Annotated in this window: 21 protein-coding genes and 1 tRNA gene; 12 read left to right on the top strand and 10 right to left on the bottom strand. The window is 60.9% G+C overall.

Going from position 1 to position 20,917, the window contains the following annotated elements:
- Positions 1-19 precede the first annotated feature (19 nt).
- Positions 20-95 (bottom strand) — tRNA-Thr (locus tag K5607_RS06030).
- Positions 96-307: 212 nt separating this feature from the next.
- On the opposite strand from K5607_RS06030, the gene K5607_RS06025 reads away from it, so the two are divergent.
- The 3 genes from K5607_RS06025 (at position 308) to K5607_RS06015 (ending at position 2,819) form a co-directional block, all read left to right on the top strand.
- Complete coding sequence (locus K5607_RS06025; protein WP_221048513.1) at positions 308-562, top strand: acyl carrier protein; 255 nt, start codon at positions 308-310, stop codon at positions 560-562.
- Positions 559-1,809, top strand: coding sequence for a beta-ketoacyl-[acyl-carrier-protein] synthase family protein (locus K5607_RS06020; RefSeq protein ID WP_221048512.1), 1,251 nt, complete (start codon positions 559-561; stop codon positions 1,807-1,809). Before K5607_RS06025 ends, K5607_RS06020 begins: the two co-directional genes overlap by 4 nt.
- Before the next feature lie 104 nt (positions 1,810-1,913).
- Complete coding sequence (locus K5607_RS06015; RefSeq protein ID WP_054772602.1) at positions 1,914-2,819, top strand: recombination-associated protein RdgC; 906 nt, start codon at positions 1,914-1,916, stop codon at positions 2,817-2,819.
- Between the two features lie 48 nt (positions 2,820-2,867).
- On the opposite strand, the gene K5607_RS06010 is transcribed toward K5607_RS06015, so the two are convergent.
- A complete protein-coding gene (locus K5607_RS06010; RefSeq protein ID WP_221048511.1) occupies positions 2,868-3,746 on the bottom strand; it encodes a sulfurtransferase in 879 nt (292 codons plus the stop codon).
- Between the two features lie 96 nt (positions 3,747-3,842).
- Positions 3,843-4,382 (bottom strand): hypothetical protein, encoded by a 540-nt coding sequence (locus K5607_RS06005; RefSeq protein ID WP_054772591.1) that lies wholly within the window; start codon positions 4,380-4,382, stop codon positions 3,843-3,845.
- 194 nt (positions 4,383-4,576) lie between these two features.
- On the opposite strand from K5607_RS06005, the gene K5607_RS06000 reads away from it, so the two are divergent.
- The 3 genes from K5607_RS06000 (at position 4,577) to K5607_RS05990 (ending at position 7,354) form a co-directional block, all read left to right on the top strand.
- Positions 4,577-5,341, top strand: coding sequence for a DUF5765 domain-containing protein (locus K5607_RS06000; RefSeq protein ID WP_054772590.1), 765 nt, complete (start codon positions 4,577-4,579; stop codon positions 5,339-5,341).
- Between the two features lie 175 nt (positions 5,342-5,516).
- On the top strand, positions 5,517-6,068 hold the full coding sequence (locus K5607_RS05995; RefSeq protein ID WP_054772589.1) for a DUF2058 domain-containing protein: 552 nt from the start codon (positions 5,517-5,519) through the stop codon (positions 6,066-6,068).
- A 17-nt stretch (positions 6,069-6,085) separates the two neighbouring features.
- Positions 6,086-7,354: an MgtC/SapB family protein gene (locus tag K5607_RS05990; RefSeq protein ID WP_054772588.1), complete on the top strand. Its 1,269-nt coding sequence runs from the start codon at positions 6,086-6,088 to the stop codon at positions 7,352-7,354.
- 166 nt (positions 7,355-7,520) lie between these two features.
- On the opposite strand, the gene K5607_RS05985 is transcribed toward K5607_RS05990, so the two are convergent.
- Entirely contained in the window at positions 7,521-8,873 is a 1,353-nt protein-coding gene (locus K5607_RS05985; RefSeq protein WP_221048510.1) for an alkaline phosphatase family protein, read from the bottom strand.
- Positions 8,874-8,910: 37 nt separating this feature from the next.
- Complete coding sequence (gene gltX / locus K5607_RS05980) at positions 8,911-10,311, bottom strand: glutamate--tRNA ligase (protein WP_221048509.1); 1,401 nt, start codon at positions 10,309-10,311, stop codon at positions 8,911-8,913.
- 135 nt (positions 10,312-10,446) lie between these two features.
- Here gltX and fbaA point away from each other — a divergent pair, with 135 nt between their 5' ends.
- Positions 10,447-11,526, top strand: a complete 1,080-nt coding sequence (gene fbaA, locus K5607_RS05975; protein WP_054773487.1) for a class II fructose-bisphosphate aldolase — start codon at positions 10,447-10,449, stop codon at positions 11,524-11,526.
- A gap of 67 nt (positions 11,527-11,593) precedes the next feature.
- Here fbaA and K5607_RS05970 read toward each other — a convergent pair whose 3' ends face one another.
- The gene (locus K5607_RS05970; protein ID WP_221048508.1) at positions 11,594-12,301 is read right to left on the bottom strand and encodes a helix-turn-helix transcriptional regulator; all 708 of its coding nucleotides are present in this window, start codon (positions 12,299-12,301) and stop codon (positions 11,594-11,596) included.
- A 573-nt stretch (positions 12,302-12,874) separates the two neighbouring features.
- On the opposite strand from K5607_RS05970, the gene K5607_RS18035 reads away from it, so the two are divergent.
- The 4 genes from K5607_RS18035 (at position 12,875) to K5607_RS05955 (ending at position 17,814) form a co-directional block, all read left to right on the top strand.
- Positions 12,875-13,663 carry an oxygen-binding di-iron domain-containing protein gene (locus K5607_RS18035; protein WP_054773490.1) on the top strand — a complete coding sequence of 263 codons (789 nt, stop codon included), beginning with the start codon at positions 12,875-12,877 and terminating at the stop codon, positions 13,661-13,663.
- A complete protein-coding gene (locus K5607_RS18235) occupies positions 13,597-15,831 on the top strand; it encodes a putative bifunctional diguanylate cyclase/phosphodiesterase (RefSeq protein ID WP_343222983.1) in 2,235 nt (744 codons plus the stop codon). The genes K5607_RS18035 and K5607_RS18235 overlap by 67 nt, the downstream gene beginning before the upstream one ends.
- Before the next feature lie 104 nt (positions 15,832-15,935).
- On the top strand, positions 15,936-17,450 hold the full coding sequence (locus K5607_RS05960; protein ID WP_221048506.1) for a methyl-accepting chemotaxis protein: 1,515 nt from the start codon (positions 15,936-15,938) through the stop codon (positions 17,448-17,450).
- Positions 17,451-17,550: 100 nt separating this feature from the next.
- Positions 17,551-17,814: a hypothetical protein gene (locus K5607_RS05955; RefSeq protein ID WP_054773495.1), complete on the top strand. Its 264-nt coding sequence runs from the start codon at positions 17,551-17,553 to the stop codon at positions 17,812-17,814.
- Between the two features lie 67 nt (positions 17,815-17,881).
- Here K5607_RS05955 and K5607_RS05950 read toward each other — a convergent pair whose 3' ends face one another.
- From K5607_RS05950 to K5607_RS05935, 4 genes are all read right to left on the bottom strand, one after another.
- Positions 17,882-18,997, bottom strand: coding sequence for a methyltransferase (locus K5607_RS05950; RefSeq protein ID WP_221048505.1), 1,116 nt, complete (start codon positions 18,995-18,997; stop codon positions 17,882-17,884).
- 13 nt (positions 18,998-19,010) lie between these two features.
- The gene (locus K5607_RS05945) at positions 19,011-19,622 is read right to left on the bottom strand and encodes a TetR/AcrR family transcriptional regulator (protein ID WP_221048504.1); all 612 of its coding nucleotides are present in this window, start codon (positions 19,620-19,622) and stop codon (positions 19,011-19,013) included.
- Between the two features lie 114 nt (positions 19,623-19,736).
- On the bottom strand, positions 19,737-19,979 hold the full coding sequence (locus K5607_RS05940) for a DUF6868 family protein (RefSeq protein WP_054774637.1): 243 nt from the start codon (positions 19,977-19,979) through the stop codon (positions 19,737-19,739).
- Positions 19,980-19,984: 5 nt separating this feature from the next.
- Positions 19,985-20,563, bottom strand: a complete 579-nt coding sequence (locus K5607_RS05935; protein ID WP_221048503.1) for a Uma2 family endonuclease — start codon at positions 20,561-20,563, stop codon at positions 19,985-19,987.
- Between the two features lie 173 nt (positions 20,564-20,736).
- Here K5607_RS05935 and K5607_RS05930 point away from each other — a divergent pair, with 173 nt between their 5' ends.
- Positions 20,737-20,910, top strand: a complete 174-nt coding sequence (locus K5607_RS05930) for a rubredoxin (RefSeq protein ID WP_054774635.1) — start codon at positions 20,737-20,739, stop codon at positions 20,908-20,910.
- Positions 20,911-20,917 lie beyond the last annotated feature (7 nt).

Below are 20,917 nucleotides of genomic sequence, written 5' to 3'. Positions count from 1 at the left end.
GATTGCGAATCGGAAATTCTGGTGCCGGTGACCGGAATCGAACTGGTGACCTACTGATTACGAATCAGTTGCTCTACCGACTGAGCTACACCGGCTTGATGGAGCGGAGGATTATAGGGAACAATCGGCCCGCCGACAAGCGCGGCATGGCGGCGAACCGCCGGCTTCCCCTGCCGGCCGTCCCGCGCCTTTTATTTCATGACAATTTCGCGACAACAAACGCAGCGGCGCTTTTTTTTGAGAAAATATCCCATACGCGCGCCCGCGCGGTGCCTTTAGAGTCGACACGAAACCACCTGGGATATCAATGAAAGAAGAAATACTGGCTAAAGTTGCCGAATATATTATCAATGCCGGCGATTTAAAGCTTAAGCCAGAAGAGGTAACGGAAAATTTGTCGTTGAAGGACGACCTCGATTTGGACTCCGTCGGCAGCCTCACCGCGATTATGGACCTAGAAGAACACTACGACATCGTGGTCGAAGACAAACAGCTGCTCGGATTGCAAACCGTCGGCGACGTGGTCGCCTTGATCGAGTCCGGCCTCGCGGCGAAATCATGAGACAACGGCGCGTCGTAGTCACCGGCGTAGGGATTGTTTCCAGTATCGGCCACGGTTATGCGGAGGTAGTCGCCAATCTTAAACAGGGGAATTCCGGCCTTTGCGCCATGCCGCAATGGCGGGAACTGGGATTCCCCAGCACGGTCGCCGGCAACCTGGGCGACGTCGCGGGAAAGATCGCAAGCAGCGGCATCAAAAAAAGCCAGCTGGCCTATGCCTCGGACGGCGCCGTTTTCAGCGTTTTGGCCGCCAAGGACGCGGTGGACGACGCTGGCCTGACCGAGGCGGACCTGCAATCGCCCCGCACCGGCTGCATCGTCGGCAGCGGCGTGGGCGGCTTGACGGCGATTTATCAAGGCGCGGAAAAGGTATACCGCAACCAGGTGAAGCGGGTGAATCCTTATACCGTGTGCCACGCCATGTCCAGCTCCTGTAGCGCGTCCTTGGCGAATATATTCGGCGTCAAGGGACGCAGTTATTCCATCAGCTCGGCCTGCGCCACCTCGACCCATAATATCGGCCACGCTTACGAATTGATTCGCGACGGGGTTATGGATTTAAGCTTGGCGGGCGGCGCCGAGGAATTGAACGAACTCATCGCCGGGGCCTTTGCCGCCATGCGCATGGCATTATCCAGCCAATACAACGACACGCCGGAAAAGGCGTCGCGGCCCTACGACCAGAACCGCGACGGTTTCGTCATCAGCGGCGGCGGCGGCATCGTGATTCTGGAAGAATTGCAGCGGGCCCAGGCCCGGGGCGCGAAAATTTATGCCGAAATCTTGGGGTTCGGCGCCAACTCCGAAGGCGGCACCATGATTTTTCCGGAAACCGAGGGACTGCAAACCGCGGCCTGCATATCCGCCGCCCTGGAAAGCGCCAAGCTGGCCCCGGCCGACATCGGCTACATCAATACCCACGGCACCGCCACGCAACAAGGAGATCTGGCGGAGGTGAACGGCATCCGCAAGGTGTTCGGCGAGCAGGTGCCGCCCTTCTCCTCCACCAAATCCATGACCGGCCACGCCATCGGCGCCTCCGGCGCGCAGGAAGCCATTTACTGCATCGGCATGCTGGAGCACGGCTTCCTCGCCCCTTCCATCAATATCGAGACGCTGGACCCGGCTTTCGAAGGCCTCCCCATCGTGCGGGAAACGGCCGATACGGCGGTGGATGTGGCCATGAGCAACAGCCTGGGCTTCGGCGGCACCAACGCCGTCCTGGTGCTGGGCAGATACCGGGACTGAACGCGGGGCGGCAACCGCCGGCGGTTGCCGCCGTTATAATAAGCCCCTCGCCGCCGGCGCGCCGGCGGCCTCCCTCCATGACTCCCTTAAGCTTCGATTTTTCTATGTGGTTCAAAAACCTGCAGCTTTACCGTTTACCCGCCGACTGGCGCATTACCCCGGCCCAACTGGAAGAGCAATTGGCCAAAATTCCGTTCCAGCCCTGCGGCACGTTGACCATGCAGAGCGCCGGCTGGGTGCCGCCCAAGAACGACGAGGACGCCCTCGTCTACACGCTGGACCGCCACTGGCTGCTGGCGTTGTGCACCGAGCAGAAGCTGCTGCCGGCCTCCGTGGTCAACCAGGTCACCCATGACCGGATCGAGGAAATGGAACAGCAGCAAGGTTACCGCCCCGGCCGCAAACAGGCGCAGCAGATCAAGGAGCAAGTCACCGAAGAGCTGATGCCGCGCGCCTTTAGCCGCCGCCGCACCACCCAGGTATGGCTGGACACGCTGAACGGCTGGCTGGCGGTGAACGCCGGCAGTGCCAATCAGGCGGACGACGTGGTGCAGTACCTGCACAAAGCGGTGGAGAATTTCTCCTTGCGCCCGCTGGTGACGCAGACTTCGCCGGCGGCGGCCATGACCGACTGGCTGTCCAGCGGCGACGCTCCGGCCGGCTTCACCATCGAACGGGAATGCGAGCTGTGCGCCCCGGACGAGGAAAAAGCCACGGTGCGCTATGCCCGCCACCCCCTGGACGCGGACGAGATCCCCGCCCACATCGCCGCCGGCAAACGCGCCACGCGCCTGGCCTTGACCTGGGACGACCGCATCGCCTTCGTGCTCACCGACAAAATGCAGGTAAAGCGCGTCCAGTTCCTGGACGTGCTGCAGGAAGAAGCCGAATCCCAAGCCGACAACGGCGACAGCTTTTACAGCGATTTCGCCTTGATGACCGCGGAATTCAGCCGTTTCCTGCCGCAGCTGGTGGAAGCGCTGGGGGGAGAGGCCAAAGAAGGCGTGTAGAAAGAAAACGCCTGGCGCCGCGTCGGCGACAGCCAGGCGGAAACATCGCTACGCCGACGCCCGGCTCGCCATGCGGGCCGGGTCCGGCTCCCCTGCCTCGATGGGCAGGGCCGGGTCGCGGGACCATTCGTTCCAAGAGCCGAAATACAGCCCGACCTTGCCGAACCCGGCCTCGGTCAAGGCCAACAAAGTGTTGGCGGCGCGGGCGCCTTTAAAGCAATAGAGATATACCGTCGATTCCGGCGTCACGCCCACTTCCCGGCAAATGGCCCGCACCTCCTCCTTCGGCCGGAAGCGGGGGATGCCGGAAGACACATCCATCAGGCGATGCCACTCGATCCACACGGCGCCGGGAATACGACCTTTACGCGGCGCGAAATCGCGACCGTAGGGGGAAGAGCTTTCGCCGGTCCACTCGTCGTAGTCGCGCGTGTCCAGCTTGACGATGGCGGCGTCGCTCAGGGAGTCCAGCATTTGCCGGCAAGTGACCATGGCGTCCTCGGCCGGCCTCGGCTTGAACTGGACCGCCACCGGCGCGGACGGCGCGTCGGTGACGGAACGGCCCTCGGCTTTCCAAGCGCGCAGGCCGCCATCCAGCACCCGCACCCGCTCGTGGCCCAGGTAGCGCAGCAAGAACCAGCCGCGACAGGACTGGCCGTAGCCGCTGTTCATGGTGTCCTCGTAGATCACCACGTCCTCGTCGCCGCCGATGCCGGCCTTGCCGAACAAATCGGCGAAGTGATCGCGCAGGGCGGCCACGCCCTGCTCGGAAGTGGTTGCCAGATAGCTGAAGATGTCCCGGATATTGACCGCGCCCGGCAAATGCTCGGCTACGTACTCTTCCGGCGCGCGGGTATCGACGACGACCAGGGGCGTGTTGCGCTCCATCAGGGCGGCGAGTTCGCCGCAGGAAATCAGGTTGCTCATGGACGGCTCCGCTGGCAGTTATTATTAGCGCGCATAGCCTACCATCGAGGCGGCCCCCGCCGCCCATGACGCCGAAAATTCGGCCCCGCTTTCGGCTTAATGCCAACCGCCGTACTGCTTGGTTAGATCGCCCTTGAACCCCGACGAACTGCGGCTGCCGCCCTGCACCTGGCGCTGGCCGATGGCGGCGCGCGCCGCCTTGGCGATGTTCTCGTCGGTGAAGCCGCCCAGCTGCTGCGCCGCCTCCACCAGCAAGGTGCTCATGGGCGTCAAGTCCTGGTCGGTCACGACGGCCTTGGTCAGCACCGCCTTGAGCGTTTCGCCGCCGGCCGTGGTGGCGACGATCACCACGGGATAAGCGCCGCTTTTCGGCGCCGGCAAGCTGTAGCGCGAACCGCCGTGCAGCGCCGTTTTGCCCAGAACCTGGCCGTGGCTGTCCTGCAATTCCACCTGGGCCTCCTTGACCGGACCCTCGTCGCCGATGACGCTGCCGGACAACGTGGCCGGGGCCGCCACGGCGGCGGCGCCGGGGTTGCTTTCGCCGCAACCCGCCAATACGGCGATCACCAAGGCGGCCAGGCCGTAACCGCACCAACGGCGGAAGGGAAAACCAGCGTAGTCGGGGCTTTTCGTCATGGCGGGAATACTCCTGAGATGAGGGTCGATGAAAAAACGTACGCCGGTTGGACCGCCGCCGCGCCGTTTTTCTCCCGGCGGCCTCCCGCCAAACGCAAGGCCGCGCCGGACGGGGCGCATTTGCTTAGAAATCCCGCCGCGCCTCGTTATACAATGCCCCCTTTTCGCCGGGCTTATCCGGGAAGGCTTGAATCATGTGTTGGAGCGGTGAAGCGTCCGCGGTACTGGCTACCGTCGGGTTTAGCACGGCAGCCTACGTTGCCTACAAAGGGGAATCCAAACAGCTGTGGATTCCGCTGACTTATTTCGCCTGCATGGAGTTGCTGCAAGCGGCCACCTACGTTTACATCGACCAGTGCGACAAGCCGGCGAACCAGATATTAACCCTGTTCGGCTACATACACATCGCCTTCCAGCCCTTCTTCATCAACATGGTGGCGATGTATTTCGTGCCCAAGGAAGTGAAGCAGAAAATCAGCACGGTGGTGTACAGCCTTTGCGCCGTGGCCGCCCTGGCCATGCTGGTGAAGATGTACCCCTTCCCCTGGGCCAGCTTCTGCATCATCGGCAAGGAAGGCTTCTGCGGCGCCCAGCCCTGCTCCGTTTCCGGCGATTGGCACATCGCCTGGCAGCTGCCCCTTAACGGCCTGATGTCCGACTACCCGGACAACCCGTTCGGCTTCATCTGGGGCCTGCACGGTTTCGCCTATATCCTGGCCGGCTTCTATTTGCCGCTGCTGTACGGTTCCTGGCGTTTCGTCGGTTTCCACTACCTGATCGGACCCATGCTGTCCGACATCCTCACCGACAACCCCAACGAGTACGCCGCCGTTTGGTGCCTGCTGTCCATCGCCCTGTGCGTGTCGGTGATCAAATCGCCGCTGCGGCGCCATCTGCACGTCAGAAAATGGCCTTACTACAGTAAGCTGGTGCCGGCCGAGGCGCCCGCTTCGGCGTAATCGCCCGCCCCCGCGCCGGCCCCGCACGGGTCCGGCGCGGCCAATCGGGGCTAAAGCCCCTCCTACGGCGACCCGGCGCTCCCGTAGGAGGGGCTTTAGCCCCGAAGGTTTTTGGGAAACGCCTCCCTAACAACAAGGCCTCGGCCGATTCCAATCCCAACAGGAACCTACGCTCATGCGCAACGCATTGCAGGACCAATTGCTGAAAGCGGGCCTGGTCAACGACAAGCAGGCCAAGAAAGCCACCGCGGAAAAACGCAAGGAAACCCAGCAAAAACAAGGCAACAAAGCCCTGACCGCCGCCGAGGAACAGGCGCGGCAGCAAGCCCAGCGCGCCCAGGCGGAAAAAGCCGAGCGCGACCGCCAACTCAATCAGCAACGCAACGAAGCGGCGGCGCAAAAAGCCGTCGCCGCCCAGATCAAACAGCTGGTGGAAACCCATCGCCGCCCGCCCGGCGACGGAGAAACGCCCTACAATTTCACCGACGGCGGCAAAGTCAAAAGCCTGCGGGTATCCGACGAAGTGCGGGGCCAGATCGTTCGCGGCGCGCTGGCGGTGGTCAAGCAAGGCGAACGCTACGAACTGGTGCCGGCGGACATCGCCGAGAAAATTCGCGTCCGCGACCCGTCCGTTCTGGTGGTGGACAACGCCGTGGCGCAAAACGCGGCCGTGCCGGACGACGATCCTTACGCCCAGTACCAGGTGCCGGACGATTTGATGTGGTAGCCAGCGGGACTTAGCCCATGCACAACCTGCTCGTCGATAACCTACCCGGCCTGCTGATCAACTTCCTGGCGACCACCGCCATCGGCTTCCTGATCGGCATCGGCCTGCGCGAGTACTACATCGGCGAACACAAGGAAAACGTGTTCGGCACCACCCGCACCTGCGTTTTCATCGCCATCCTCGGCTTCGTGCTCTACCAGCTGGAAGCCCTGCCCCTGCTCTACCTGGGCGGCATGCTGGTAGTCGGCGCCCTGCTGCTCAGCTACTACCGGGCCAAGATCCAGCACGAGCAATACGGCATGATCGGCATCCTGCTGGCGCTGTCCTGTTACGCGCTCGGCCCCATCGCCCAGACCCTGCCCAAGTGGTTTCTGGTGCTGTACGCCATCACCATCCTGTTCGTGCTCAACGCCAAGCCGCGCATTCGCCGCCTGACGGAGCGCCTGAGCAACGAGGAGATCATCACCGCCTCCAAGTTCCTGGTGCTCACCGGCGTCATCCTGCCCCTGGTGCCGCCGGAGCCCATCGCCGACTTCATCCCGGTCAACCTGTACCAGACTTGGCTGGCGGTCACGGTGATCAGCGGCATTTCTTACGTGGGCTACCTGCTGCAAACCTATTTATGGCAGGATCGCGGCCTGTTGCTAACCGGCGCCATCGGCGGCGTTTATTCCAGCACCGCCACCACCGTGGTGGTCGCCCGGCAATCGCGCCGTTACGGCCCCAACAGTAGCAAGCCCGCCGCCGCCATCGTGCTGGCGACCGCCATCATGTACCTGCGCCTACTGGCCGTGGTCGCTGTGTTCAACCTGGCGGTCTGCCTCAAGCTGCTCGCCGTGTTCCTGCCCCTAACGGCCCTGGCGGGCCTGGTAGCCTATCGCCTCAACGCCCAGGAATGCGCGGACTGCCCCGCCGTCGCGGCGTTGGCGAAGCAGCGCAACCCGTTGGAACTGGGCTCGGCCCTGCTATTCGCCGGCGCTTTCGTGCTGATCGCGGCCGCCACCCATTGGACCATCGAAAACTATGCCCACGGCGGCCTGGTGGCGCTGTCCTTCGTCGTCGGCTTCGCCGATATCGATCCGTTCGTGCTGTCGTTGTTGCAAGGCGGCTTCGCCGCGCCGGACCAGGCCATCGCCCAAGCCATTGTCGTCGCCTCCGCCAGCAACAACCTGCTGAAAGCCGCTTACACGGCCCTCTGGAGCAACCGCCGCACCACCCTGGCCGCCGGCGCGACGCTGACCGCCCTGGCCGGCTTGGCTTTCATCGCGGTGCTGGCCGGCGTATAAAGCCCCCCTTGGCGATGCCGCTGGGATCGGCGGGATGCGCGTGGGGCGCAGCCCCCAAGGCGCAAGCCCATGATAGAACGACGCGGCACGCCCCCCTATCCTCCCCACGCCGGTTTACAGGAATCCGCGACGGCCTAGAACACCGTCCGCCGCGGCCCGTTCCCCGTCACGGCCGAAAATCGAAGGCGTTCAACAAATCGCCGGCTTTTTCGTCGCGCGGCCCCAAAGGCTGCAAACCGAAGCGGGTTTCGATGAATTTGAGGATGGACGTGGCGTCGTAGAGCGTGTGATCCACGTGGCCGTGCCTGGCGTAAGGAGAAATAATCAGCGTCGGCACCCGCGTACCCGGCCCCCAGCGGTCGCCTTCGGGCGGCGGCACGTGGTCCCAAAACCCGCCGTACTCGTCGTAGGTGACGATGATGGCGGTGTTGCCCCACAACGGGCTGTCCTGGATTTTTTCGATGACGTCCGCCACATGCCTCTCGCCGGACAGCAAATCGGCGTAGCCGGGATGCTCGTTGAGGCTGCCGATGGGTTTGTAGAACGCCACGGCCGGCAGACTGCCCCGCTCCACGCCCCGCAGGAAATCCGTCGCGTCCTTCAAATGCTCCGCCCGCCCCTTGCTGCCCGGCCCGTAGTTTTTGTAGTACGCGAAGGGCTGGTGATGAAACTGAAAACTGGGGTCCGGATGTCCGGCGACAGCGTCGTTCCACCCGCCGGAGTACCAGGCCCAGCTGACGTTTTTCGCGCTCAGGCGGTCGCCGATGGTGGGCTGGAGCTGGGGCGGCAAACGCAGCGCGGGGTCGGCGGCTTTCGCATCGAAAGGCGCGGCGAACGGCTGCAGGGTGTTGACCGCGTAACCGTCCGGCGTCAGAGCGCGCTCCTTGACGGCCTTGCCGTTGGCGTCCAGCTGCGTCTTCAGCTCGGCCGGAGCGCCTTCGTAGCGCGGCGTACAGGCGCAAACCAGCCATTGATGATTAAGAAACGAGCCGCCGAAAGCCGCCTGGAAAAAATTGTCGGCCACGGTGTACTGGCGGGCGAACGCTCCCATGGGCGACAGACCGGCGTCGTAATGCCCCATCACCAGCCCGCCAACCTCCGACAAGGCGGCATAGTGATCCATGCGCCCGCCGTCGATCTGCTCCTGGTGCAGGTAAAAACGGTGGGTGAGATTGGGGATCTTCTGGCTGGCCGACGCGAATGCGCCGATGTCGAACGGTTCATTGGGCAGATCGCCGGGGAAGCGGAGATCGGGCTTGCCGCCGTCGCCCTTCACCTCCGGCAGGGTTTCGTAAAGCCGTCCGTCCAGATCGCCTTGCATGGAGGTGTCCGGCCCGGCTTGGGCGAGGCCGTTGGCGCCGGGGAAGCGACCGTACAAGCTGTCGAAACTGTGGTTTTCTAATACGATAACCACGATATGGCGGATTCGCTCCAGCCCCTCGGGCTGGGCCGGCGCGGCGGCGGACGGCTGCGCCGCCAAGGCGGCGACGCAGGACAGTAACGCGAGCTTGTTTTTCATGGCGGACTCTCCAGTCTCGGGTGGGTTGCTGTGACGATTACTGCGCGCCGCGGGCGAACTCGGCCAAGCGCATGCGCAAACGGTGCGGCTCCATAATGGCGTAAATCTTGGGCAGTTCCGGCCCGTCCAACCGGCCGGTCAGAGCGGAACGCAACGGCTGGAACAGGCCCTTGCCCTTGGCGCCGCTTTGCTGCTTCAGCTGCTCCAGGAAGGCCTCGTAATTGTCGGGATGGGCGGCGGCGGCATCGTAAGCCGCTTGGAAAAACGCCTCGCCCGCAACCGTGGCGATATCGTGCACTTCCGCGCCGCGCTCCAAGGCGTCGCTGAACAACGCCGTGGCCCACTGGTGGGCTTCCAGGGGGAAGCGGCAGTTGCTGCGCACGATGTCCAGGAAGGCCGATTGCCGCAGTTCCGGCACCCGCTGGCGGGTATCGTTGAGCAACCAGTTCCACAGCGCCTCGTCGTCGGCGGCGCGCACCGCCAATTCCTGCCAATGGTTGAGGTGGACCGGGTCGAAACGGGCCGGCGATTTGCCCAGATGCTCCACGCGGAATCCGCTGGAGAGGGCTTGGATGTCCAGCAGTTCCTCGCTGTCGTAGTGGTGGCCCAGGCGCGCCAGCATATTGCTCACCGCCAGGGGCATATAGCCCTCCTCGCGCAGTTCGCGGATGCTGCGGCTGCCGTTGCGCTTGGACAGGGGCGAACCGTCGTCGCCCAGGATCAGCGCGGTGTGGCCGTAATGGGGCACGGCCAGCCCCAAGGCGCGCAGGATCATGATCTGGCGCGGCGTGTTGCTGAGGTGGTCGTCGCCGCGCAGCACGTGGGTCACGCCCATGAGGGAATCGTCGATGGCGTTGCAGAAGAAAAACGCGGCGGAGCCGTCGGCGCGGCGGATGATGAAATCGCCGATGTCGTTGCTGGCGAAGTGCTGCGGGCCGCGCACCAGGTCGTCGAACTCAACGATGGCGTCCTTCGCCACGCGGAAACGCAGGGTCGGCTCCAACCCCTGCTCGCGGCGGGCGGCGATCTCGTCCTTCGACAAACGTCCGCACTTACCGGAATACCGGGGCGGCTGGCCGGCGGCCAACTGCACTTTGCGCGCCACCTCCAGCTCCGTCGCGCTGCAGAAGCAAGGATAGGCCAAGCCCTCTTCCGCCAGTCGCAGGTAGAACTCGTCGTAAATCGCGCCCCGCTGCGACTGGTGATAATCCGGTTGCGCCCGCGCCGAATGAGGGCCTTCGTCCCAGGCCAATCCCAGCCAGCGCAAGTCTTCCATCAGCGCTTCCACGAACTCCTCGCGGCTGCGTTCCTGGTCCGTATCCTCGATGCGCAGCAAAAACCTTTCGCCGTAGAGCTTGCTGAGCAAGGCCGTGCGCACATTGCCGATATGGATCAAGCCGGTGGGACTGGGGGCGAAACGGGTTTTCCTGAGGGTCATGGATTCTGCTCGCAGCGACAACGAAATGCCGGCATTCTAGCAGAGCCGGCCCGCCGCAGCCTTGGCGGCGACCGCGCAGGCTTCCTTTGCTATAATGTTGGGCCACCTTAAATTCAGGCTGATACAGGATTCGATATGTCTCAGAAAATCTCCGATATCGTCAAACCCGGCGTCGTCACCGGCGAAGACGTACAAAAAGTATTCGCCGCCTGCAAAGCCGGCAAGTTCGCCCTGCCGGCCGTTAACGTCATCAGCACCGACTCCATCAACGCCGTGCTGGAAGCTGCGGCGAAGGCACAGTCCGCAGTGGTGATCCAGTTCTCCAACGGCGGCGCGCAATTTGTCGCCGGCAAGGGCCTGAAGCTGGAAGGCCAGCAACCCAACGTGCTGGGCGCGGTGTCCGGCGCACGCCACGTGCACCTGATGGCCGAATACTACGGCGTGCCGGTCATCGTGCACACCGACCACGCCGCCAAGAAGCTGCTGCCCTGGGTCGACGGCATGCTGGACCTGGGCGAAAAGCACTTCGCCGAAACCGGCAAGCCGCTGTTCAGCTCCCACATGCTGGACCTGTCGGAAGAAAGCCTGAAGGAAAACATCGAAACCTGCGCCAAGTACCTGGAGCGCATGTCCAAGATGGGCATGACCCTGGAAATCGAACTGGGCTGCACCGGCGGCGAAGAAGACGGCGTGGACAACAGCGGCATGGATCACTCCGCCCTGTACACCCAGCCGGAAGACGTGGCTTACGCCTATGAGGAGCTGAGCAAGATCAGCCACCGCTTCACTATCGCCGCGTCCTTCGGCAACGTGCACGGCGTGTACTCGCCGGGCAACGTCAAGCTGACGCCGAAGATCCTGGACAACTCGCAGAAGCACGTCTCCGAGAAGTTCGGCGTGCCGGCCAACAGCCTGAACTTCGTGTTCCACGGCGGCTCCGGCTCCAGCGCGGAAGAAATCCAAGAGTCCATCAGCTACGGTGTCATCAAAATGAACATCGACACCGACACCCAGTGGGCTTACTGGAACGGTATCCGCGAGTTCTATAAAAAGAACGAAGGCTACCTGCAGGGCCAGATCGGCAATCCGGAAGGCGCCGACAAGCCCAACAAGAAGTTCTACGACCCGCGCGTATGGGTACGCGCAGCCCAGGTCAGCATGGTGGATCGCCTGCAGCAGGCGTTCAAAGAGCTGAACGCGCTGAACACCCTGTAAGCGGCGTTCCGTCAAAAAGGGCCGACGCGCTTAAGCGCGTCGGCCCTTTTTTATGCCGTCACCTTTCTCACGGCTCGGCGGAAGGTTCGGGCAAGTGCTCGTTAGCCCATAGTACCGCCTGCACGCGGCTGGTCACTTTCAATTTCCGGAATAAATTATATAGGTGGGTTTTCACCGTATTAGCCGAAATATGCAATTCCTCCGCGATTTCGGCATTTTTCCGACCGATCGCCAACAACCGCAAAATCTTCAACTCCGCCTCCGTCAACTGTTTTTCCAACGGCGAATCGCCGGCGCCTTTCGTCGCCAACTGCCGCACGGAACGGCTCCTTTCGAAATGGCTGATCAGCCACTCCCGCGGCAGCCAATAGTCCCCCGCCAGCACCCGGTTTATCGAAAGGCCGAGCTGTTCCATATTGGTGTTTTGGAACAACACCCCGCGAACCTGCGGATAACGCAAAACCAAGCCTTCGCTGCCGTCGCCGATCGTCGCATTGAACAACATGACGCAATACTTAGAACACAGCTGCTGCAGACTATCCAACCAAGCGTGCTTGTCGATTTGCGGCGCGTCCATGTCCAGCAACACCAGGCAACGCTCTCCGCAACGACCGCTGTGGCATGCCTGCGCAATCTCTCCGCAAGGCCGGCAGACATACCCCGTATGCTGTTGAATGGCCTCGGCCAGCAGCAAATTTTGCATTCCCGTCCCGCTTCCCAGCCAAACAACGGTGGACTCAGGCGCAACCAAGGTATCGCCCGCTAAATCGCTCATGATCGTATCTACCGCCCTCGAAATGTACTGTATTGGCTAGCCGGCACAACCCGCCCGCCGAATATACGGATATAAAGCCATCGACCCGATACCGGGATTTTGTACGACTAAACCCACAATCGTCAACCCGACCTCACCATGTCGTAGCACGATAACGAGACGCCCAATACCTAGGAACCATATCCACCTAACAACGCACACACCTATGCAGCACTTTAACAACACAACAACTACGACTTTAGGGTGATGCGCAAAATACGACAGATACCACGCCTGACGCCATGAAGGATTAGCGCAACAGTCGGACTACAACCCAATCACTACAAAACAAGCAAAATAGGCCGAACGCCTAATGCTTTAGCGTTATAAACAGCAAGGAAAGCCACATTAATCTGCCCCTAAGCTACTAGCCTTCCCTTTCCTACAAATCACCAGTTCCCCGGATAGTGACTTTTCGCGTTCAAGTCATAATAAAGCGCAACATCGGCGCCAAAAGAATGCCGACACGCCGTCGACCGTTTCCACGACCTATAAAACGCTTGATTAACCGCGAAATTTAACCAGACCACACCCATGAACTTGGCGACCAATCTATACAACAGATCGGGACATAGTTTCGACTTGTTGAATATTTCCGAACCGGGTGAAAAAAACGGAATACCCTCCAACCAATACCTCGTTTGCCATCAAGGCAAAGGCGTGCTGTTGGACCCCGGCGGATTCGGCGTCATGCCGAAAGTATTGGTCAATATGTTGCGGCACGTCCAACCGGACCAAATCTCGGCGATCATCCTATCGCACCAAGACCCCGATATCGTCGGCGGCCTTTCCACCTGGCTCGAACTGGTCGACACGCCGGTTTTTGTCTCGCAAATATGGTTGAGATTTTTACCCCATTACGGCATCAGCCGTTGCGATGCGTTTGTCGGCGTACCCGACGAAGGCATGACGCTGCACCTCCCGGGAAACTGGAAACTGTTGCTGCTGCCCGCGCATTTCTTGCACTCCGAAGGGCAAATCAACGTTTACGATCCCATCTCGAAAGTATTATTCACCGGCGACATCGGCGCGGCCCTTATGCCCGAAGGAAACCGTAGCGTATTCGTGGATGATTTCCCCGGTCACATACCCTACGTGGAAGGTTTCCATAAGCGCTATATGTGCGGCAACAAGGCCATTAGAACTTGGCTCAGCGCCATCAAAGACCTGGAAATCGACTATATCGCGCCGCAACATGGCCCGATCTATCGCGGCAGCGCCGTGAAGCAATTCTTGAATTGGTTAAGCGAAATCAGATGCGGCATCGATTTACTCGACGAAACCAAACCGTTCAATGGCGACAACTGTTACACGTTAACTTGAGGTTTTTCATGGACACCGAGCTTGACTACTTGCGCACGCACGTGATCGCCGAACACGCGGAGATTCTCGAAGCCGTGGTGCGTTTACGCGATCACGCCGCACATGCCCATCGCATGCTGAAAGAAACCGCACTCGCCATGAAAACCCAAGAATCGCCGAATAACGCGAAGGACGATATCGATAGCGGGCGTCGCGCCGTTCCCGACGATATCGCCCAGCATTTCCTGCGCACCAGCATAGGCTACGAGCATTTGTGGAAAGTGCGCGACCGATGCGCGAAAAAAATGATCGCCGCCATGCGCAACAGCATGATTGCGCACAATAATCTGGTATCGGACTATAAAACGGCGGTTACAGCCAACGATTTGCTGGAAAGGCAAAGACGCGTGCTGGAATCCATCATTCTCGCCCAAGACCGAAACATCAGCTGCAGAGAGTTCTTTTTTTCCGTATTAGGCAGTTTTTCCAAGGAATTCGACTTCGCTTGTTTTTTCGTCGCCATGATGGACAGCGACAATATCGGCGTAGAGCTTTATTACCCCAAACGGTATCCGGACAGCGTAACGAGCGAGCTTCGCCGCAATTGCGTGGCAGAACTGCTAGCCACGCTCAAGCTTCCACGAATTCCGCCCTATGTCATCAACGACTTCTTCCTCGATTCCAGCCAGGCCTCCGTTATCCCGCTGCCCAAGCAAATAGTCACCGTGGCGGTGCCCGCAAAAACGCAAGAGGAAACGGGAATACTTGGCCTATCTTATGTCGCCTGCCAAGAGCACTCCTATCATGAAACGCGGGTGATCGAATCCTTGCTTTCCGTGCTTAGCATGGCCGCGGTTTACTGCCACCGGATCACCAATAAAATTGACGAATTGCAATTTTACGCCATCCACGATCCGCTAACGCAGCTCTATAACCGACGCCATTTCAACGAAATATTGTCCTACGAAATCGGCCGCGCCGAAAGGCATCAACATACCTTCGCCGTCTTGATCATCGATTTGGACAACTTCAAGGACATCAACGATTCGTTCGGCCATCAAACCGGCGACAGCGCTTTGATCGGCATAGCGGAAACGTTAAGGGCCAGCCTGCGTAACGGCGACCTCGCCGCAAGAATCGGCGGCGACGAATTCGCGGTGATATTGCCGGAAACGGAGAATGACGGCGCGGAAATCGTTGGCGAAAAAATATGCGCCGCGATATCGAGAAAAAAATTCACCGCCTGCGGCAAGCATTTTTCGATCACCGCGTCCATCGGCCTAGCCGCTTTCCCCAATAATGGCAATACGTCCGAAAGCCTGCTCGCCAGTGCCGACATCGCCATGTATAAGGCAAAAAGCTCCGGCAAAAATGCCTTATACCAAGTCAAACAAAACGAAATACAAGACCGGCATATTTTACTTAACAATCTTGAAGAAATTAAGCTGGCGCTGGATCAGGACCGGATCGTCCCGTTTTTCCAGCCCATCGTCGCGTCTTCTACCGGCGATATCCTGGGTTACGAAACCTTGGCCCGCATTATCGAACAGGACGGCGCGATCAAGCCGGCGGCGTGCTTCATCGATACCATCGAGCGTTACGGCTTGGCCCGGCGGCTTGACTACATCATCGTCAGGAAGTCCATCGAAGCCCTGGGGCAACACGTCGCGAACGGAGGCCGCTTGGTAAAGCTGTTCATCAATCTGTCCGCGCAGGAGCTGCAAGGACGCAGCGTCATCAGTTACGCCGACCATTTATGCCAGGATTTCAATATACCGCGGGACTGCATCGTCTTTGAAATCACCGAACGCGCCGCCATCCAGGATATCGGCCGCATGAGGCAATTTTTATCCCGGTTGCGCAACAAGGGTTTCTCGTTCGCTCTCGACGATTTCGGCTGCGGGTATAACTCGTTCCATTACCTAAGGGACCTGCACTTCGAATACGTCAAAATCGACGGAGAATTTGTCAAAAACATCCGCCGCACCACGATCGACCATGCCTTGGTGGAATGCCTAAGCAATCTGTGCGCGAAAATCGGCACAAAAACCATCGGCGAATACATTGAAAACGCCGATATCCTGCAGGAAATAAACTTGCTCAACGTGGACTTCGCACAGGGATTTTACGTCGGCCTGCCGGAAAACGGTTTTTTATATAAAAACGTCATCGGCGCCATTGCAGCATAGGCCCGCCGCTACGGCAACCCTACACAAAGAATCGGCTATCCAGTATGCGCAGAAATCTTCCTATAACCCGAAACGAACATCCGTTTCACAGCGATATGACGCTAATGTCGGCCACCGACCTCAAAGGCATCATCACGACGGTTAACGATGATTTGCTGAAGGTCAGCGGATTTTCCGAAGACGAGCTGTTGGGAAACAATCACAATGTGGTTCGCCATCCCGATATGCCTCCCGGCGCCTTCGCCGATCTGTGGCAAACGCTCAAGGCAGGCAAGCCGTGGATGGGCATCGTCAAGAACCGCTGCAAAAACGGCGATTTCTATTGGGTGGACGCTTACGTTACCCCAATGACCGAAAAAGGCCAGGTGACCGGGTACGAATCCACGCGCGTCGTCCCCAGCGAATCGGCGCGGCGTCGGGCCGAAGCGCTTTATGGCCATCTGAACGCGGGCAAGGGCGCAGCCCGCATCGTCAACCATTGGGGCCTGCGTAAACGCTTGTCGGCCCTGATCGTAACGGCCAATGTTTGCCTGTGTCTCGGGCTGGCCCTAGCAGGCCTCGTCCCCCTGCCTATTGCCGCTCCGCTGGCGTTGCTGCTCAGCTTGGCCGCCGTCGCCGCGGTCCACCAAACGTTGCAGCCGCTGGTAACGCTGGCGGAAAGCAGCAAACGCATCGTGGACAACCCCATCATGCGCCACGTCTATACCGGACGCGGCGACGAAATCGGCCAGTTGCAACTGGCGCTGAAAATGTACCAGGCGCGCCTGCGCACCGTGGTGCGGCGCATCGAACACGCCGCGCGCGAACTGGCGGGGCAAGCGGCGTCCACCAATGGAACCGTCAACATGGCCGCCGCGGCGATGGAACAGCAAAGGGAGGAGACGCACTCCGCCGCCACGGCCATGGGGCAAATGACCGACACCTTCAACGACGTGGCGCGTAGCGCCCTGCGCGCATTCGAAGCCGCCAAAAACGCCGATGCGCTGTCGTCCGACGGCAAGGCCACCGTGGAAGAAGCGATCCTGGCTATCCAGCACCTGTCGGAGGAGGTGCACGCGGCGGAACATACGATTCAACAGCTCGCCTCCCACAGCGAAAGCATCGGCACGGTGCTGGATGTCATCAAAGCCATCGCCGAACAAACCAACTTATTGGCCTTGAATGCCGCCATCGAAGCGGCTCGCGCCGGGGAGCAAGGCCGAGGCTTCGCCGTTGTGGCGGACGAAGTGCGCGTATTGGCCGGACGCACCCAGCAATCCACCCAGGAAATTCAATCCACCATCAGCAAACTACGGGAGGGCGTGCAACAAGCGGTCGACATCATGAATGGCGCGCGCGGCAAAGCGTCCCGCAGCGTGGAATGCGTCAGCCGCACGGAGTCGGCTTTAAGCTCATTAACCCAGGCGGTCGACACCATTACCGACATGAATGCCCAAATCGCCAGCGCGACGGAACAACAGCACGTCGTCGCGGCGGACATCAAGCGCGGCATCGAAAACATCGACAACCACTCCACGATATTAGTGAACAAAGCCGGCGACATCATCGGCTATAGCAGCGAACTCGTCTCGCTGACCAAACGCCTGGAAATGATGGTTGAACAATTCGGCACAGCCTGACGTTCGGACCCGCGGTTTGACTAACGCGTATCGCCCACGGGAACGCCGAATCGCTTAACCATTTATCGACATTCACATCAGCCAAAGTTGGATTACCGAAATGACGAATACCACCTATTTTATTTGCCGCAACCTGAAATCGTTTATGTCTTATCGCACCTGCCATAAGATCAAGGAAACGCCCGCGCCCGACCTGCCGGATGCCTGCGTACAATGCGAACCAGCCGAGGCGTTGAAAAACTGGAAAACCTATTCCATTCCCGAATTGTTTTCCGAAAGCGGCGGCCAGGGTTTGTCGCAGAAGCTGTATGAAGAATACAAAGCCGTCTGCGAATCGAACGTCAAGGCCAATCGAGCCGTTTAACGGCTTTTGGCTCGTTGCGGCGGTCGCCCAACGGAAAAGTTTTATAAACTGCGCCGTATCAACTCCGCTATCCCAAGCGCAGCAGCAATAGCCGGGCGAACGAGCGCAGTTCCACTTGTTCCTCCAATACCAAACCGGCACGTTCGAACAACCGCCGCCAGTCCGTCAACGTCCGCTCCCTGCCCTGCGTCCCCATGAACATTTGCATGTCGAAGGCAGCGCCGACGAAATCCGCGGCGGTTTCGGCCAAAACCAGCTCCAACAGGGCGATGCGGGCGCCGCTTGAACCGCAGGCGGCGGCGACGTTGCGCAAGCCTTTGACGCAAGCGTCGTCGTCGAACCCGTGCAGCACGGCGCTCAGCAAATAGATGTCCCGGCCGCTGCCGGCCGGCGGCAGTGTTTCCAGCACGTCGCCGGCTTGGAAACTCAGGCGGGCCAGCAGCTCCGGGGGCTGCCGCCCCTGCCAGTGCCCCGCCGCCGCGCCGACGACCTGGGCGCGATCCACCACCACGGCCCGCACCCGGGGGTGTCGCCGCAGGATGGCGATGGACTTGCTCCCCATGGAGCCGCCCACGTCGATGACCCGTTGGAAACGGCTCCAGTCGAAGTCCTGGGCGAAACTGTCGCCGCTCAAGGCCTCCACGCTGTCCATGGCCCGCGAAAACAAGGCGTCGAATTCGGCGTGGTCGTCCATGTAGTCGTACAAATCCTGCCCATGGACGCGGCGGAAAGGCACGCCGCCGTCCCTGACGCAGGACTCCAGTTGCTCGAACCAGGGCCGGCTCATGGCCGGCGAGTTGTGCATGAGGATCATCGCCCGCACGCTGTCCGGGGCGTCCTCCCGCAAGGGCGCGGAAAGGCGGTTGTTGGCGAACACGCGGGGCGCGGCCTCCCGGAAAATGCCCAGGGCCGCCAGCATGCGCAATAGCCGGTAAAGGGCGTCGGCTTGCGCGCCGACGCGGGCGGCGATGTCCTCCACCGGCCGCTGACCGTCGGCCAGTACGGTGGCGATATCCAGCCGGGCCGCCACATACAGCGCCCGCGATTGCCAAAAGGCCGAGCCGATCTGCACCAGGCGAAACGGCGGCGGCGTGAGCCGGTTGGGCAGGTTTTGCAGCCAGCCGGCGAATCGCATCGCCAGGGCAAACCCTCGCACGGCCAAGGCGTTTTTTTGCAAAGCCATAACTCCTCCCCTCTCAGGCCGGCGCCAGCCCGGCGGCGATCAACCGGCCGTTGAAGCGGGCCAGATCGTCGAAAAACCGAGCGTCTAGCGGACGCGCCATTTGCTCCTCGAACACCTCTTTCAGCAGCATCGGCGTCATGGCCAGGCTGACGAAAACCAGCCTCACCATGTCAGGGTCCAGCGATGCCGCCGCTTGTCCGGCGGCTTGCAGCTCGGCGACCTTCCTGGCGCCCCGCGCGCGGCCCCGCTCCAGCAACTGGTGGATGAAGCGCCGCCCCGGCCCCTGCTTCAGCGCCAGCACTTTCAGAATCAGCTTGGGAAATTCCGGCCGCTGGCACATGGTCCGGTAGTAAAGGTTCAGGAAATCGGCGAACCCTTCCGGCGACGACAGCAACGGGCCGTCCAGCGCCTCCAGCAGCGGCTGCAAAGTGTCGCGGATCGCCTCCTCGTACAGGCCTTCCTTGCTGCCGAAGTAGTAGCGGATCATGGACACGTTGGCCCCGGCCATGGCGGCGATGCGGCGGGTGGTGACCCGGTGGTAGTCGTCGGCCAGAAAACATTCCAAGGCCGCCTTGAGCAACCGGGCCCGGACCGGGTCGGCGGTTTGCGGAGGACTCACGTCCATGGCTACTCCTGTTGCGCGATACGGCGGGCAGACTAGCACCGGCCTGCCGACATCGACAGCGCTTTCGCCAATCAATTCAGGAAGATTGATTGATGCGGGGAGCGGCCTTCCGGGCTAGCCGGCGATCCGCAAAGCCAAATACGGCGTCAGGTTGAACAGCAATATGGCGATTTTATAGGCCGCCATGCCGCCGTAGTGAATGGCGTCGAACTGCGCCTCGCCCAATTGGAACCAGCGGGCATGCAGGCGGTAGAGCCGGTCGTGGGCCAGCAGGAACAATAAAAACCAGCACAACAGCAACCCCAGGTTGAGGACGGCGCACCAACCCAGCATCGCCAATACCCCGTCTATCGTCATGGCCTCTACTCGCTTTCCGGCGCAGCCGGTTCGGCGTTCTCGAAAATTTCCGCCATGGGCACGTCGACGCCCAAGCAAGGAAAATGACAGGTATCGTCGCCCAAGTACTCGTGCAGCAGCCAGTCGTTCTCCTGGGTACGGCGGAAGCACTCCACCCGCCGGGCGGGAATGTCGACGATGACGTATTCCTTGAGGGATTCCAGGCTGCGGTAAGCGGCGAATTTGCCGCCCCGGTCGAAGGCGGCGGTGAAGTCGGACAGCACTTCCGCAACCAGCGTGGGGTAGGACAGGAATTGTCCGGCCGCGTGGTCCCGCGCGTCGCCGGACACGGTAACGTCGGGATAGAAAAAGGCGTCGACCTTTTCCACCCGCAGCTTCATGCCGGAAATATAGGCTTGGCACGGGCCGCCACGCAGGCGCTGCTTGAAAGCCGCCGCCAGATTGCCAGCCACCACCACGTGCTCACGCCGCGCGCCGACCATGGCGAAGACCTCTCCGGCCAGGTACTCGTGTTTTTCCGGCTGGGTTGCCTCCCAGTCCAGGTAGGCGACGGCGTCGAAGGGCAATCGCAAAGCGTGTGTCATCCTCGATATTCCTTGCAGGCATCGTGCGGCGAAACTCGGCAAAGGTTGCCATAGCGGCGGCGATAAAACCACTCGGGAGCAAACGCCATCCCGCGTCTCCCGCGCCGACGGCGGGCGCTTCCGGCCTGTCCGCGTTAAAATCGGCGCCTCGTTAAACTACGCGCGAATCATCCATGCCTCCGTACCGCAAATACGTCTGCGCCGCCTGCCAATACGTTTACGACGAAGCCGTCGGCGACCCGGATTCCGGCATCGCTCCAGGCACCCGTTGGGAGGACGTTCCCGACGACTGGTCCTGCCCCGATTGCGGCGTGGACAAGGACATGTTCGATTTGATGGAAGACTAAGCGCACG

The organism is Methylogaea oryzae, from assembly GCF_019669985.1.
GTDB classification, from domain to species: Bacteria; Pseudomonadota; Gammaproteobacteria; order Methylococcales; family Methylococcaceae; genus Methylogaea; species Methylogaea oryzae.
The sequence above is the reverse complement of the archived record's forward strand: the minus strand, read 5'-3'. Positions and strand labels throughout refer to the sequence as shown.